The organism is Xanthomonas cannabis pv. cannabis (assembly GCF_000802365.1).
GTDB classification, from domain to species: Bacteria; Pseudomonadota; Gammaproteobacteria; order Xanthomonadales; family Xanthomonadaceae; genus Xanthomonas; species Xanthomonas cannabis.
Genome location: NZ_JSZE01000040.1, coordinates 1 through 15164, shown reverse-complemented (window position 1 = coordinate 15164; position 15164 = coordinate 1). Strand labels below are relative to the sequence as shown.

11 protein-coding genes, 1 tRNA gene and 1 pseudogene are annotated in these 15164 nt (G+C 64.2%); 11 read left to right on the top strand and 2 right to left on the bottom strand.

Annotated elements, in window-relative coordinates:
• Window positions 1-4: 4 nt before the first annotated feature.
• Window positions 5-79, top strand: a tRNA-Val gene (locus tag OZ10_RS08735).
• 279 nt (window positions 80-358) lie between these two features.
• The gene (locus tag OZ10_RS08730) at window positions 359-685 is read left to right on the top strand and encodes a hypothetical protein (protein ID WP_039404101.1); all 327 of its coding nucleotides are present in this window, start codon (window positions 359-361) and stop codon (window positions 683-685) included.
• Between the two features lie 49 nt (window positions 686-734).
• On the opposite strand, the gene prpR is transcribed toward OZ10_RS08730, so the two are convergent.
• Window positions 735-2345 (bottom strand): propionate catabolism operon regulatory protein PrpR, encoded by a 1611-nt coding sequence (gene prpR, locus OZ10_RS08725; protein ID WP_039564553.1) that lies wholly within the window; start codon window positions 2343-2345, stop codon window positions 735-737.
• A 124-nt stretch (window positions 2346-2469) separates the two neighbouring features.
• Here prpR and prpB point away from each other — a divergent pair, with 124 nt between their 5' ends.
• Complete coding sequence (gene prpB / locus OZ10_RS08720) at window positions 2470-3366, top strand: methylisocitrate lyase (protein WP_039564552.1); 897 nt, start codon at window positions 2470-2472, stop codon at window positions 3364-3366.
• A 75-nt stretch (window positions 3367-3441) separates the two neighbouring features.
• A complete protein-coding gene (gene prpC, locus OZ10_RS08715; RefSeq protein ID WP_039564550.1) occupies window positions 3442-4596 on the top strand; it encodes a bifunctional 2-methylcitrate synthase/citrate synthase in 1155 nt (384 codons plus the stop codon).
• A gap of 23 nt (window positions 4597-4619) precedes the next feature.
• Here prpC and OZ10_RS22605 read toward each other — a convergent pair whose 3' ends face one another.
• Entirely contained in the window at window positions 4620-4814 is a 195-nt protein-coding gene (locus tag OZ10_RS22605) for a hypothetical protein (protein WP_052209998.1), read from the bottom strand.
• Window positions 4815-4846: 32 nt separating this feature from the next.
• On the opposite strand from OZ10_RS22605, the gene acnD reads away from it, so the two are divergent.
• From acnD to OZ10_RS08675, 7 genes and pseudogenes are all read left to right on the top strand, one after another.
• Window positions 4847-7438: a Fe/S-dependent 2-methylisocitrate dehydratase AcnD gene (gene acnD, locus OZ10_RS08705; protein WP_039564549.1), complete on the top strand. Its 2592-nt coding sequence runs from the start codon at window positions 4847-4849 to the stop codon at window positions 7436-7438.
• Window positions 7439-7529: 91 nt separating this feature from the next.
• Window positions 7530-7772, top strand: coding sequence for a type II toxin-antitoxin system ParD family antitoxin (locus OZ10_RS08700; protein WP_039564548.1), 243 nt, complete (start codon window positions 7530-7532; stop codon window positions 7770-7772).
• Window positions 7769-8086, top strand: coding sequence for a type II toxin-antitoxin system RelE/ParE family toxin (locus OZ10_RS08695; RefSeq protein WP_039564547.1), 318 nt, complete (start codon window positions 7769-7771; stop codon window positions 8084-8086). The genes OZ10_RS08700 and OZ10_RS08695 overlap by 4 nt, the downstream gene beginning before the upstream one ends.
• 90 nt (window positions 8087-8176) lie before the next feature.
• Window positions 8177-9364 carry a 2-methylaconitate cis-trans isomerase PrpF gene (gene prpF, locus OZ10_RS08690; RefSeq protein WP_039564546.1) on the top strand — a complete coding sequence of 396 codons (1188 nt, stop codon included), beginning with the start codon at window positions 8177-8179 and terminating at the stop codon, window positions 9362-9364.
• Between the two features lie 573 nt (window positions 9365-9937).
• Window positions 9938-12154: a TonB-dependent receptor gene (locus tag OZ10_RS08685; RefSeq protein WP_039564544.1), complete on the top strand. Its 2217-nt coding sequence runs from the start codon at window positions 9938-9940 to the stop codon at window positions 12152-12154.
• Between the two features lie 76 nt (window positions 12155-12230).
• Window positions 12231-13226 (top strand): nucleoside hydrolase, encoded by a 996-nt coding sequence (locus tag OZ10_RS08680; protein ID WP_052209997.1) that lies wholly within the window; start codon window positions 12231-12233, stop codon window positions 13224-13226.
• Window positions 13227-14169: 943 nt separating this feature from the next.
• Window positions 14170-15164, top strand: a pseudogene (locus OZ10_RS08675) (alpha-2-macroglobulin family protein); the annotation flags it as partial.

Sequence of the window (15164 nt, the reverse complement as noted above, 5' to 3'; positions counted from 1 at the left end):
CACCGGGCGGTTAGCTCAGCGGTAGAGCATTGCCTTCACACGGCAAGGGTCACAGGTTCGAACCCTGTACCGCCCACCATCGAAATCCTGCACTCCACGGGATTCGACGCGAAAAAAAAGCCGGCCATGTGCCGGTTTTTTTGTGTCTTGCGTTCCATGCGGAAGGCTCCAGGACGCAGCAGAGCGCGAGACGTCATCGGTGACACGTGCATGTCCGTTAGTGACCGGAGAGTCGAGCCTGCGCCCCCCGTGACCGTGCTTTCCAGATGGTCTGTCTCGTCGCTTGTGCCTGCTTGTTGCGGGCCCAACAAGGACTTGCCATCCTGGGAGACCCCCCCGCGTTGAAGAAGGTCTGGCGATGAAAGCACTGCTTGGAAGTGCCCTGATTGCGATGGCGCTGCTAGCCGGCTGCGCGCGCGATGTTGGCGAGCAGTACGTTGGCAAGTGGGTCAATGTGAAGTCGCAGAAGAATGTGCTGAGCATCGAGCACAACGGCGAGAGCTTCATCATCCGCGACACCTCGCCGGAGATGTTCGGCAATGGGGTCAAAACCCGAAATTACCCGGCGTTGTTGACCAAGGGGGTGCTGCAGGTGTCCAGTGGCAGTGGCACGGTCAACTATGCGATCGACGAGGCGAGCGGTCGTTTGAGCACCGGCGATACCGAGTACACACGGGTCAAGTGAGCCTCCGCGCGCCTGGGGCAAATCGCCGTACGGTCGTCGCGCCAGTTCTCTAGGTAGCTTGCGTCTGCATCCAGCGCCACAGCGTCGTGCGCGAAACGCCGAGCGCCTGTGCGGCGAGGGCGCGATTGCCGTTTGCGTGATCGAGCGCTGCGCGGACGGCTGCAGCGGTGAGCTGCAGGCGGGACGCCGCCAGGTCGCCGCGTGCGGATGCCGCTGCGGTATTGCCGATCTGTGTGTCGAACAGTTCCGGTGCCCACCACTGCAGTTGCTCAAGGCTCAGGCTCTCGTGCGCCTGCGCCTTCCAGTGGATGCACAGGCGTTCGACCAGGTTGCGCAGCTCGCGCACGTTGCCGGGCCAGGTGTGCAGTTGCAGTCGTTGCAATGCAGCCTCCGACAGCGGCGAGGCGATATTGCCAAGTTGCTGGAAGTAATGCGCCAGCAGCAGTGCGATGTCGTCGGGGCGCTGACGCAAGGGGGGCAGCGCGATGCGTAACGCTGCCAGGCGGTAGAACAGGTCGCGACGGAATCGTCCTTGCTCGACCAGCGCGTGCAGCGCCTGCAGGCTGGCGGCCACCACACGCACGTCGATTGCGACGGGCAGGGTTGCGCCAACGCGCAACACTTCGCGTTCTTCCAATACGCGTAAGAGCCGTGTCTGCAACGGCATGGGCAATTCGCCGATTTCGTCGAGGAACAGCGTGCCATCCTGCGCGGCTTCGATCAGGCCGATGTGGCCGCCGCGGCGGGCACCGGTGAAGGCGCCATCGCTGTAGCCGAACAGCTCTGCTTCCAACAACGATTCGCTGATGGCCGCGCAATTGATTGCCACGAAACGGCCGCGGCGACGGCTGCCGGCATGCAATTGTCGGGCGGCCAATTCCTTGCCGGTGCCGGTTTCGCCGCTGATCAACACGGTGCCCGCATGCGGGGCATACAGCTGCACCAAGGCACGCACCTGCGCCATGGCGGCGTCGTCGCCAAGCAGCGCATCGCTACGTCGGGGGCGCCTTGAGTGACTACGCGCGGCGGGCCGCTCCCGGCTGGATGCCGCGCCCAGTGCGATGGCCTGCTCCAGCGCCTGACGCACCGACCCTGCCGAATACAGCAGCACGCCTGGCAGCCCGGCCTGTTCGGCGAAATCGATCGCCATACCGGTGCCCACGATGACCTGGATACCGGCGGCGCGCAGGTCGGCAATGCAATCGCGCGCGTCCTCGGCAGTGACGAATCGGCGGTGCTCGATGTCCAGGTCGAAACTGGTCTGGAAGGCATGGAACGACGGGACGTCGCTGGCATGGGTCACCACGCCGATGCGCGGGGCAATGCGGCGCGCGCGCGCCAGCGCTTCCATCAGGTCGAATCCGCTCGCCTGGATTGGCGCCAGCGGCAATGCCAGGCGGCTGCGCAGATAGGCGGCGTTGGAGCCGCCGGCCACCAGGGCGTCGCAGCGTTCGCGGCGCAGTCGCTGGCCGATGACCTCCACCGCTTCGGCAAAGCCGAGGTTGATCTGCTCGATGCGCGCGCGCTGGTCGAACTCGGGGATGACGTCGGCGAGCAGGCCGGTCAGGCGGGACACGCTGACGGTCCAGATTACCGGCAGAGAGATGCCCGCTGCATCGGAGATGCTGGGGCGGCGCGGGAAGTCGAGCTGTTTCGTCATGTTTCATGATGTTCCATTAGTTCCGAAACTGCAACGGCGAGGTCTTCCGCTCGTAGCAGAATCAAATACTTGCGATTGGCACGACGTTTGCGAACCAGCTAACCCTCTCCTCCTGGAAACCGTCATGACGTCCTCCTATCCAGCCTCTGCCGGCACGCGCTTTCGCGCAGCGCTGGCTGCCGAGTCGCCGCTGCAGGTGATCGGTGCGATCAATGCCAACCACGCGCTACTGGCCCAGCGTGCGGGCTACCAGGCCATCTACCTGTCTGGCGGCGGCGTGGCGGCGGGGTCGCTGGGGCTGCCGGACCTGGGGATCAACACATTGGAAGACGTACTGATCGATGTGCGCCGCATCACCGACGTGTGCGAACTGCCGCTGCTGGTGGATGTGGATACCGGCTTCGGGCCGAGTGCCTTCAATATCGAGCGCACCATCAAGTCGCTGATCAAGGCCGGCGCGGCCGGTTGCCATATCGAAGACCAAGTGGGCGCCAAGCGTTGCGGGCATCGGCCGGGTAAGGAGATCGTCAGCCAGGGCGAGATGGTCGACCGGGTCAAGGCGGCGGCCGATGCCAAGACCGATCCGGCGTTTTTCTTGATCGCACGCACCGACGCCATCCAGATGGAAGGGGTGGATGCAGCGATCGAGCGCGCCATCGCCTGTGTGGACGCGGGCGCCGACGGCATCTTTGCCGAAGCCGCGTACGACCTGGACACCTACACGCGGTTTGTCGATGCAGTGGGCGTGCCGGTGCTGGCCAACATCACCGAATTCGGCAAGACGCCGCTGTTCACGCGCGACCAGCTTGCGCAGGCCGGTGTGGCGATCCAGCTGTTTCCGCTGTCGGCATTCCGTGCGGCCAACAAGGCGGCCGAGGCGGTCTATACCGCGATTCGGCGCGACGGCCATCAGCAGGCCGTGCTGGACACCATGCAGACGCGCGAAGAGCTGTACGAGCGCATCGGCTACCACGGCTACGAGCAGCGCCTGGACGCGTTGTTTGCACGCAAAGGCGCATGATCGCGCCTTGCTGCGTGCAGGTTTGGCCACTTCATCCGTGACACCGCAACACGACACCGTTTGGGAGCGCATCGCATGAACGACACCGTCAATCCCGGCTTCAAGCCGAAGAAATCCGTCGCACTGTCCGGCACTGCTGCAGGCAACACCGCGCTGTGCACGGTGGGCCGCAGCGGCAACGATCTGCATTACCGTGGCTACGACATCCTGGATCTGGCCACCACCAGCGAGTTTGAGGAAATTGCCTATCTGCTGGTGCACGGCAAGCTGCCCAACAACGGCGAACTGCGCGGCTACAAGGCCAAGCTGCGTTCGCTGCGCGGCGTGCCGGCGGCAGTGAAAACCGCGCTGGAACAGCTGCCGCCATCCGCGCACCCGATGGATGTGATGCGCACCGGTGTGTCGGTGCTTGGCTGCCTGCAGCCGGAAAAGGACGATCACAACCATCCCGGTGCGCGTGATATCGCCGACAAGTTGATGGCCTCGCTCGGTTCGATGCTGCTGTACTGGTATCACTACAGCCACAACGGCAAGCGCATCGAGGTGGAGACCGACGACGACTCCGTCGGTGGGCACTTCCTGCGCCTGCTGCATGGCTTTGCGCCGAAGGATTCGTGGGTGCGCGCAATGCACACCAGCCTGATCCTGTACGCCGAGCACGAATTCAATGCCTCCACGTTTGCGAGCCGCGTGATTGCCGGTACCGGTAGCGACATGTACAGCGCCATTGCTGGTGGTATCGGCGCGTTGCGCGGTCCCAAGCATGGCGGCGCCAACGAGGTGGCCTTCGAGGTGCAGAAGCGCTATGACACGCCAGACGAAGCCGAGGCCGACATCAAGGCACGTGTGGAGCGCAAGGAAGTGGTGATCGGCTTCGGGCACCCGGTCTACACCGTGTCCGATCCGCGCAACAAGGTGATCAAGGACGTGGCGCGCGAACTCTCCGACGAGCAGGGCAGCCGCAAGATGTACGACATCGCCGAGCGCCTGGAGACGGTGATGTGGGACATCAAGAAAATGTTTCCGAACCTGGATTGGTTCAGTGCGGTCAGCTACCACATGATGGGCGTGCCGACGGCGATGTTTACGCCGCTGTTCGTGCTGGCGCGTACTGCCGGGTGGAGCGCGCACATCATCGAGCAGCGCATGGACGGCAAGATCATTCGTCCCTCGGCCAATTACACCGGCCCGGAAGATCAGGTGTTTGTGCCGTTGGATCAGCGCGTCTGAAAAGTGCCACTTGCGAGCGGCCCTCATCCGCCCTTCGGGCACCTTCTCCCGCGTTGCGGGAGAAGGGAGCGTGGCGAGTGGCACGTGGTGAGCAGGAATACGAGCAGCATCAGCGACAACAGCAACAGCAACAGCAGCAACAGCAACAGCAACAGCAACAGCAACAGCAGCAGCAACAGCAGCAGCAACAGCAACAGCAGCAGCAACAGCAGCAGCAATAAACCCCGCCCGCCTTGTGATATCGCCAGCCATGAATAGCCAGTACCGCAAGCCCTTGCCGGGCACCGCGTTGGATTACTTCGATGCACGCGCCGCCGTGGATGCGTTGCAGCCCGGTGCATATGCAGGCTTGCCGTACACCGCACGCGTGCACGCGGAAAACCTGGTGCGACGCGCCGAGCCGCAGAAGCTGGAGGCGTATCTGCGCCAATTGATCGAGCGCAAGCGCGAGCTGGATTTCCCGTGGTTTCCGGCGCGTGTGGTCTGCCACGACATCCTGGGCCAGACCGCCCTGGTGGATCTTGCCGGTCTGCGTGATGCAATCGCCGAGCAGGGCGGCGATCCGGCGCAGGTCAACCCGGTGGTGCCGGTGCAGCTGATCGTCGATCACTCGCTGGCGGTTGAATACGCCGGCTTCGACAAGCAGGCCTTTGCCAAGAACCGCGGCGTGGAAGACCGTCGCAATGCCGATCGGTTCCATTTCATCGAATGGACCAAGCGCGCGTTCGAAAACATGGAAGTAATTCCGCCGGGCAATGGGATCATGCATCAAATCAACCTGGAGAAGATGTCGCCGGTGATCTACACGCTGGACGGCGTGGCCTTTCCGGATACCTGCGTGGGCACCGATAGCCACACTCCGCATGTGGATGCGCTGGGCGTCATCGCAGTGGGCGTGGGCGGCCTGGAAGCAGAAAACGTGATGTTGGGTCGCGCCTCGTGGATGCGCCTGCCGGACATCATCGGTGTGGAACTCACCGGGCGGGCGGCACCGGGAACGACTGCCACCGATATCGTGCTGGCCTTGACCGAATTCCTGCGCCAGCAACGCGTGGTGGGCGCCTATCTCGAATTCTATGGTGCAGGCGCCAGTGCGCTGACCATCGGCGACCGCGCCACCATTTCCAACATGACGCCGGAATTCGGGGCGACCGCGGCGATGTTCTACATCGACCAGCAGACCATCGACTACCTGCGGCTCACCGGTCGCGACGACGCGCAGGTGGCATTGGTGGAGAACTATGCACGTCATACCGGGCTGTGGGCCGACGATCTGGCCACCGCACAGTATGAGCGCGTGCTGCAGTTCGATCTGTCCAGCGTGGTGCGCAACATGGCCGGGCCCTCCAACCCGCACAAGCGCGTGGCCACCAGCGAGCTGGCTGCGCGCGGCATTGCCGGTGCTTGGGACCAGGTGCCGGGGCAGATGCCCGATGGCGCGGTGATCATCGCGGCAATCACCTCGTGCACCAACACCTCCAACCCGCGCAACGTCATCGCGGCCGGCTTGCTGGCACGCAATGCCAACGCGCGTGGCTTGACCCGCAAGCCGTGGGTAAAGAGTTCGCTGGCGCCGGGCTCCAAGGCGGTGCAGCTGTACCTGGAAGATGCCGGTTTATTGAGCGAACTGGAACAGCTGGGCTTCGGCATCGTGGCGTTCGCCTGCACCACCTGCAATGGCATGAGCGGTGCGCTCGACCCAACCATCCAGCAGGAAATCATCGACCGCGATCTGTATGCCACGGCGGTGCTGTCGGGCAACCGCAATTTCGACGGGCGCATCCACCCGTATGCCAAGCAGGCGTTTCTCGCCTCGCCGCCGTTGGTGATCGCCTATGCAATCGCCGGAACCGTGCGCTTCGATATCGAAAAGGACGTGCTGGGCATCGATGCCGATGGCGTGGCGGTAACGCTCAAGGATCTGTGGCCGAGCGATGCGGAGATCGACGCGGTGGTGGCGCGCAGCGTCAAGCCGGAGCACTTCCGTCGTGTGTACGACCCGATGTTTCAGCGCAGCAGTGGGCAGGGCATCAGCGTGAGCCCGCTGTACGACTGGCGCCCGACCAGCACCTACATTCGCCGCCCGCCGTATTGGGAGGGCGCATTGGCAGGGGCACGCACCCTGCACGGCATGCGGCCGCTGGCCGTGCTCGGCGACAACATCACCACCGATCATCTGTCGCCATCCAATGCGATCCAGGCCGGCAGTGCGGCTGGCGAGTATCTCGCGCACATGGGCGTGCCCGAGGAGGATTTCAATTCCTACGCCACCCATCGCGGCGACCATCTCACCGCGCAGCGCGCCACCTTCGCCAATCCCAAATTGATCAACGAAATGGCCGTGATTGATGGGCAGGTCACCGCAGGCTCGCTGGCGCGACTGGAGCCGGAAGGGCAGGTCATGCGCATGTGGGAGGCCATCGAAACCTACATGACCCGCAAGCAACCGTTGATCATCGTTGCCGGTGCCGATTACGGGCAGGGTTCCTCGCGCGACTGGGCAGCCAAGGGCGTGCGTCTGGCCGGTGTGGAGGTGATCGTGGCGGAAGGCTTCGAACGGATCCACCGCACCAACCTGATCGGCATGGGCGTGTTGCCGCTGGAGTTCAAGCCGGGCACCGATCGCAAGACACTTGGCATCGATGGTAGCGAAACCTTCGACGTCACCGGACAGCGCACGCCGGGGGCCACGCTGACACTCTCGATCCACCGGCGCAACGGCGAGCAGTTGCAGGTGCCGGTCACGTGCCGGCTGGATACTGCAGAGGAAGTCTCGATCTACGAGGCCGGTGGTGTGTTGCAACGGTTTGCGCAGGATTTTCTGGAGGCCACGGCTGCCTGATGCCCTTGGTACTCAAGGCCCTCAGGCCGCCCGCTTGCACCCGCCCGGCCCGGCGCGCACACTTTGGCAATCTTTGCCATCGGGAGGCTGCATGGCCACCATGAACATCTCTTTGCCTGACGAACTCAAGCAGTTCGTCGATCAACAGGTGCTGGAGCATGCCTACGGTTCCAGCAGCGAATACCTGCGTGAACTGATCCGCAAACAACGCGATGTGGAACAGCTGCGTGGGCTGCTGCTGGACGGAGCCAACTCAGGTCCGGCGGTCGCGATGGAGCCGGATTTCTTTGAGGCCATGCGTGAGCGCGCGCAGGTACGCGCTGCCGGCAAGTGAAGCCGGCGCGCTGGCGTCCGTTGGCGCGGCGTGACGTGGATGAAGCCGCTGCGTGGTACGGCGAACAGGCTGGGCTCGCAGTGGAACTGGCGTTTACCGACGCGCTGGAAGTGGCGGTCAAAACCCTGATGCGGCACCCTGGAGTCGGTTCGAGCCGACATGCGGTACTACTGAAGTTGCAGCATCTGCGCGTGTGGCCGCTCAAGGGGTTTCCCTATTTGATTTTCTATATCGAACGCGATGCAGACGTCGTCATCTGGCGTGTACTGCAGATGCAGCGCGACATTCCAGCATGGATGCGCGACGACGCCTGAGTGGCTCAACGCTTACGCGCAAAGCCTTCGGCAATGCCGCAGATGGCGCATTGTTGCTGCACTGACGCTCAATTGAGATAGACCAATCCCATGACCCATTTCCCCCAACTCCGTATCCCCGCCACCTACATGCGTGGCGGCACCAGCAAGGGCGTGTTTTTCCGCCTGCAGGATCTGCCCGAGGCCGCGCAGCAGCCGGGCGCTGCACGTGATGCGCTGTTGCTGCGGGTGATCGGCAGCCCGGATCCGTATGCCAAGCAGATCGATGGCATGGGCGGGGCGACCTCGAGCACCAGCAAGAGTGTGATCGTCTCTGCCAGTACGCGTGCCGGGCACGATGTGGACTATCTGTTCGGGCAGGTGTCCATCGATAGCGCGTTCGTGGATTGGAGTGGCAACTGCGGCAACCTTTCCGCAGCGGTGGGGCCGTTTGCGATTGCCAGCGGATTGATTGATGCCACACGCGTGCCGCGCGATGGCATGGCCATGGTAAGGATCTGGCAGGCCAATATCGGCAAGACGATCGTGGCGCATGTGCCGATGACCGATGGGCTTGTGCAGGAAACCGGCGACTTCGAACTGGATGGCGTGACCTTTCCGGCGGCCGAAGTGCAGCTGGAATTTCTCGACCCGGCCGATGACGCCGAAGGCGAGGGTGGGGCGATGTTCCCCACCGGCAATCTCATCGATCGATTGGAGATTCCCGGGCTGGGCACGCTGGATGCCACGCTGATCAATGCGGGCATTCCGACCATCTTCGTCAACGCGCGCGATCTGGGCTACACCGGCACCGAGTTGCAGGAGGCCATCAATGGCGACCCGCGGGCGTTGACCATGTTCGAAACGCTGCGCGCACACGGTGCGGTGCGGATGGGCTTGATTGCGAGGGTGGAGGACGCCGCGACGCGGCAACACACGCCCAAGGTGGCCTTCGTGGCGCCGCCGGCCGACTACACCGCGTCCAGCGGCAAGCCGGTGCATGCGGCCGAGATCGATCTGCTGGTGCGTGCGATGTCGATGGGCAAGTTGCACCACGCGATGATGGGCACCGCAGCGGTGGCGATTGGCACCGCTGCGGCGGTGCCGGGCACCTTGGTCAACCTGGCGGCCGGCGGCGCGGCCCGCTCGGCGGTGCGCTTCGGGCATCCGTCCGGCACCTTGCGCGTGGGCGCCGAGGCAACACAGGTCGATGGGCAGTGGCAGGTGACCAAGGCGTTGATGAGCCGCAGTGCGCGGGTGCTGATGGAGGGTTGGGTGCGGGTGCCCGCGCCGGAGTGAATGAGCGGCGGCCACGCGTTGCCGATCCGGGCGCTCACTTGCTGCATGTGTTCGTGTCCCGATACGTCGTTGCCTGGGCAGCGGTTGGCATCGCCAGGACAGGCGGCAATGTGTTGCCGCAGGTGTGATCGGCCCCTGACTGACAGAACCGGGGCTCACCGGTTTGGCAGTGATGAACGCCGCCGGCGATCCGCCTGCGCTGCGAGCCGGCTTCAGACCAGGGTTGCCGTGCGATGGCATCCGGATCGCATCCCCGACGTCTGCCGTTCGTCCGGTCATCCGGCCTCCCTGCGGAGCGATCCAGTGCCCGCCGTGCAGGCCTGGCGACCGCGCGCTGACCGATGTCGTTGGCGCCGGTAGCCCCATGCAGAAGACGCCGCTTGATCCAACTCGGGAGACTGGCTCGGCCATGGCGCACAAATTGCACGGGTGTGCTGCATTAATTCGAACGCTTACTCGAATTATAGAAACTTTTTCGTACGGGCTCTGCCATATTTGTGTAAATCGTGTTAATTCTGTTGCACCGCGGCATGCAGGCCAGGCCGCCCCGCCACCAGAATTCGGAGTCTTCCCATGTCAGCCAGCCGGTCGCTCAAGATCAGCGCGCTTGCCGTTGCCGTCGCGTCTTTCCTCCCGCTCCACGCTGCCGCGCAGCAGGCTCCCGGCGACGACGGTGTCGTGCGTCTGGATGCGGTCAAGGTGACGGTCGAGCGTCGCTCGGAAGATTCCAAGGATGTGCCGGTTTCCGCCAGCGTGCTGCGCCCGGAATTTCTCGATGCCATTTCCACCAGCGGCTCGGACATCCGCGTGCTGGCCGGCAAGGCGCCGAGCCTCAACATCGAATCGTCCAACGGCCGTGTGTTTCCGCGCGTGTATATCCGCGGCTACGGCAACACCGACTTCAACACCTACGCGTCGCAGCCGGTGTCGTTGATCTATGACGACGTGGTGCAGGAAAACGCGTTTTTGAAGGGCTTCCCGATCTTCGATCTGGAAGGCCTGGAAGTGCTGCGCGGCCCGCAGGGCACGCTGTTCGGCCGCAATACGCCGGCCGGCGTGGTCAAGTTCAATTCGGTCAAGCCGACCATCGGCGCCAACGACGGCTACGCCAGCCTGTCGTACGGCACCTACGGCACCATGACCCTGGAAAGCGGCCTGAGCATCGCGATGGGCGACCATTGGGCAGCGCGTCTGTCCACCTTGGGCCAGCGCCGCGACGATTGGGTGGAAAACCGCGACGGCCGCGATCTGGAAGGCTATACCGATTCGGCCGTGCGTCTGCAGCTGCTGTACCAGGCCAGCGACGATTTCAGCGCGTTGTTCAACGCGCATGCGCGCCATCTGGACGGCACCGCGCGGCTGTTCCGCGCCAACGTCATCCAGCCTGGCACCAACCAGCTGGTGGATGGCTTCGACGAAGAAAAATCCTTCATCGACGGCGCCAACACCCAGGAACTGCAGACCTATGGCGGCAGCGCCAACCTGACCTGGGACCTGGGCGACATTGCGTTGCACTCGATCACCGCGTACGAGGGCATCGGCAAGTACTACAGCCGCGGCGATATCGACGGCGGCTTCGGCGCGGTGTTCGCACCGCCGTCCGGCCCGGGCGTGATTCCGTTCCCGGTGGAAACCGCCGGCGGCATCAAGAGCCTGGACCAGTACAGCCAGGAAGTGCGTGCCGAATCGCAGTACGAGGGCCCGCTCAACTGGCAGGCCGGCCTCTACTACTTCCACGACGATGTGGAAGGCGAAAACTACACCTACAACACCTTCAGCGGCGGCGACCTGGCCAGCTACCAGCTGACCCGCCAGCGCAACACCTCGTGGGCGGCATTCGGCTCGCTGAACTACGCGGCCACCGACCGCCTGAACCTGCGCGCCGGCATCCGCTACACCTACGACAAAAAGACCTTCGACGTGCTGGCGCTGGACCGCATCACGCTGGTGGAGCCGTCCAGCGGCGAGACCGATAACTCCAAGGTCACCGGCGACCTGGCTGCCACGTTCTCCATCAACGACGACGTCAACGTGTATGCCCGTGCGGCACGCGGTTTCCGCGGCGCCAGTTTCGGCGTGCCCTCGGGCACCGCGCCGCTGACCGTGGCCGAGCCGGAGACCGTGGATTCCTTCGAGGTCGGCATCAAGTCGGATCTGTTCGACAACCGTGCACGCCTGAGCTTCGACATCTACGATTTCCGCGTCAAGAACCAGCAGCTCACCGCAGTGGGCGGCGCGTCCAACGACGTGCGCCTGCTCAACGCCGACAAGACCGAGGCGCGCGGTGCCGAGTTCGACTTCGAAGCGTTGATCACCCAGAACCTGCGCGTCACCGCCGGCGGCGCCTACAACTGGACCCGCATCGACGACCCGAGCCTGTCGGTGGGCGTGTGCCGCACCTGCACCGTGACCGACCCGCTCAATGCGGCGGGCCGCGCACTGATCGACGGCAACGACCTGCCGCAGGCGGCCAAGTGGATGGCCAACGCGACGCTGCGTTACGGCATCCCGATGGGCAACGACGGCGAGCTGTTCTTCTACACCGATTGGTCCTACCGCAGCGAAGTGAACTTCTTCCTGTACGACTCCAAGGAGTTCACCGGCCAGCCGCTGGTCGAAGGCGGCGCCAAGATCGGCTACAACTGGGGCGCGGGTGCGTACGAGTTGTCGGTGTTCTGCCGCAACTGCACCAACCAGATCCGCGTGACCGGCGCGATCGACTTCAACAACCTCACCGGCTTCATCAACGACCCGCGCATCGTTGGCGCGCAGTTCCGCGCCAACTTCTGATCGGCGTTGCGGTGTAGCACCATCGAACCGCCGGCTAGCATGCCGGCGGTTTTTTTATGGCGGCAGGAGTAAATGCATGCGGCGGATCATTCGAAATGCGTGGTTGATTGCTGTGTTGTGCTGTGCGGCTGCCGTGGCGCAGGCGCAGGCGGCTGCGGCGACGACAGCGCGGGCCACGCAACCGCCCGCGGCCACCGAGCTGCTGGTGGTTTCCACCGATATCGGCGACGACATCGACGATGCGTTTGCGCTGGGGTTGCTGTTGCGCAGCCCGCAGTTGCAGGTGCTGGGCATCGCATCGGCATGGGGCGACACCACGTTGCGTGCGCAGCTGTTGCAGCGCTTGTTGCAGCAGGCCGGGCGCAGCGAGATTCCGTTGGCGGTGGGTGCACGCACGACCAGCACCATTGCCTTCAGCCAGGCGCGCTGGGCCGCCAAGGGACAGTTGCCCGGCAAGCTGCCGGATGCGGCGGCCATGATCCTGCAGCAGGCGCGCCGGCATCCGGGCAAGGTCACCTTGCTGGTGCTGGGGCCGATGACCGATGTAGCGTTGGCGCAGCAGCGCGACCCGGCCGGCTTTGCCAAGCTCAAGCGCATCATGGCGATGGGCGGCTCGGTGCGTGTGGGTTACGGCAAGTCTGCCTATCGGCCGGCCAGCGCACCGGCGCCGGAGTACAACATCCTCTCCGATGTGCCGGCGGCGCAACGCGTGTTCGCGGCCGGCGTGCCGATCGTGTTGCTGCCACTGGATGCTACGCAGATCACGCTGGAAGAACCCGAGCGTATCGCCTTGTTCGCGCATGGCGATGGACTCACCGATGCGCTCACCCAGCTGTACTACCAGTGGCGCAACACCGACCAGCCCTGGGCCAATGCCACACCGACGGTGTTCGACGCGGTACCCGTCGCCTGGCTGCTGAGCCCGGCGCTGTGCCCGACCACGCCGCTGCATCTGGATGTCGATGCACAGGGCTATACCCGCGAAGGGCCAGGCATACCGAACGTGCAGGCGTGCCTGCGTCTGGACAAGCCGGCGTTCATTGCGGTGTACATGCGCCAGCTGCTGCGCTGAGCCGCGTGCCGCGGCATTGCCAGCAAGGCGCTTGGGTAGGTGGTGCTGTTGGTCCTCCGTCCGGTCATTGGTTAGGTGCGGCGGCGTGAACCGCCCCTCATCCGCCCTTCGGGCACCTTCTCCCACTGACGGGAGAAGGAACGGCTTGAGCTTCATGGCATTGGTGGCACGGCTGGTGTGCGCGCTCGTATTGGCGTGAACCGTCCCTCATCCGCCCTTCGGGCACCTTCTCCCGTCGACGGGAGAAGGAACGTTTTGTGCTTCATGGCGTTGGTGGCACAGCTGGTGTGAGCATTCGTAATGGCGTGAGCCGTCCCTCGTCCGCCCTTCGGGCACCTTCTCCCGTCTACGGGAGAAGGAACGTCTTTTGCTTCATGGTGTTGATGGCAGGGTTGGCGAGCGATTCGTAATGGCGTGAGCCGCCCCTCATCTATCCTCGGGCACTTTTCCCACCAGCGGGAGAGGGGGTATCGACGAGCTTCTTGGTGGTGCTAGCACCGCGCAAGTGTCGAAACAGCTCCGCGGATACGAGGCAGGCGAGCCAACGAACAGGTATGTACGTCGCTTGCGTGCGTACGGCGACCCAACGCGCAGTGCCAAGCATCACGCTGGCGGCCGAGACCTAGTCCATCCAGCCCCGGAACTCCTTCTCCCGCGTGCGGGAGAAGGTGCCCGAAGGGCGGATGAGGGGCGGTTGAGGACATCCCCGCCAGCCCAGCACAGGCGCATCCAGTCTCCAGCTTGCCTACGCGCAGCCGATCCAGCAGGCGCCAGGAGTCCTTGCCCGAGGCCACTGCAAGACACATGGCGCGCAGCGCCACGGGGGTGATGCCCATGCGCCGCGCAGCGCGTGCGGGTGCGTCGCTATACTGGTCGTCTCAGTCATGGGATAGCACGAATGGACAGCCGGGAATCAGGGATGAGGGCGTCGGGCACGCGGCGCATGTTGCTGTGGGTGGTATTGCTCACGGTGACGATTGGCGCGGTGGCCTGCAAGCGCAACGAAAGCGGTCAGTTGCCTGCCGCCAGCGGCGAGGCGATCAAGGCCGACAAGCAGGCCATTACCGGCTTCGCGCTGGCGCGTGCCTATCCCGACCAGACCAGCGATGGGCTGTCGCTGGCGCTGGAATTCTCGCGGCCGTTGGTGGGCACGCAGGATTTCGATGCGCTGGTGCGCTTCGAAGAAAAGGTCGGTACCGGCGACAGCAGCTGGTCGCTGTCCGAGGACGGCAAGACGCTGCGCTACCCGTATGTGGAGGCCGCCAAGGACTACACGGTGCTGATCGACGCCAATTTGCTGGCCGCCGACGGCAGCCGTCTGGGCAAGCCGCTCAAGCAGAAGGTCTACACCGGCGAACTCAAGCCTGTGGCCGGGTTCGCTTCGCAAGGCAGCGTGTTGCCGGCGCGCGAAAGCCGCGGCCTGCCGGTGGTGTCGGTCAACGTGCCGGAAGTGGACGTGGAGTTCCTGCGCGTGCGCGAGAAGTCGCTGCCGGCGTTCTTCCAGCAGTTCCAGCGCGGCGGTCGCCGCGGCAGCTGGGATCTTGAAAGCGAGTACAGCGGCAACGAGCCGCTGTCCAAGCTGGCCGACCCGGTCTACGTCAACCGTTTTATTTTGGGCGGCAAGCAGAACGAGCGTGTGCTGACCTACCTGCCCACGCAGGACATCAAGGAGCTGCAGGAGCCGGGCCTGTACTTCGCGGTGATGAAGCGCGCCGGCAGTTTCGAAAACGAATTCGATACCGCATTCTTCACCGTCAGCGACATTGGCCTGCACACGCGTGCCTACAAGGACAAGCTGTTCGTGCACACCGCCTCGTTGCAGAGCGGCGAGCCGATCAAGAACGTGGAATTGCGCATCCTCGATGCCAAGGGCGAGCTGTTCCTGAAAGGTGTCACCGACGGCAACGGCAACGCATTGCTCAACTACACGCTTGATGC

Coding starts and splice junctions, on each gene's coding strand:
- OZ10_RS08730 (WP_039404101.1), top strand. CDS start 359: ATGAAAGCACTGCTTGGAAGTGCCCTGATTGCGATGGCGCTGCTAGCC.
- prpR (WP_039564553.1), bottom strand. CDS start 2,345: ATGACGAAACAGCTCGACTTCCCGCGCCGCCCCAGCATCTCCGATGCA.
- prpB (WP_039564552.1), top strand. CDS start 2,470: ATGACGTCCTCCTATCCAGCCTCTGCCGGCACGCGCTTTCGCGCAGCG.
- prpC (WP_039564550.1), top strand. CDS start 3,442: ATGAACGACACCGTCAATCCCGGCTTCAAGCCGAAGAAATCCGTCGCA.
- acnD (WP_039564549.1), top strand. CDS start 4,847: ATGAATAGCCAGTACCGCAAGCCCTTGCCGGGCACCGCGTTGGATTAC.
- OZ10_RS08700 (WP_039564548.1), top strand. CDS start 7,530: ATGGCCACCATGAACATCTCTTTGCCTGACGAACTCAAGCAGTTCGTC.
- prpF (WP_039564546.1), top strand. CDS start 8,177: ATGACCCATTTCCCCCAACTCCGTATCCCCGCCACCTACATGCGTGGC.
- OZ10_RS08685 (WP_039564544.1), top strand. CDS start 9,938: ATGTCAGCCAGCCGGTCGCTCAAGATCAGCGCGCTTGCCGTTGCCGTC.
- OZ10_RS08680 (WP_052209997.1), top strand. CDS start 12,231: ATGCGGCGGATCATTCGAAATGCGTGGTTGATTGCTGTGTTGTGCTGT.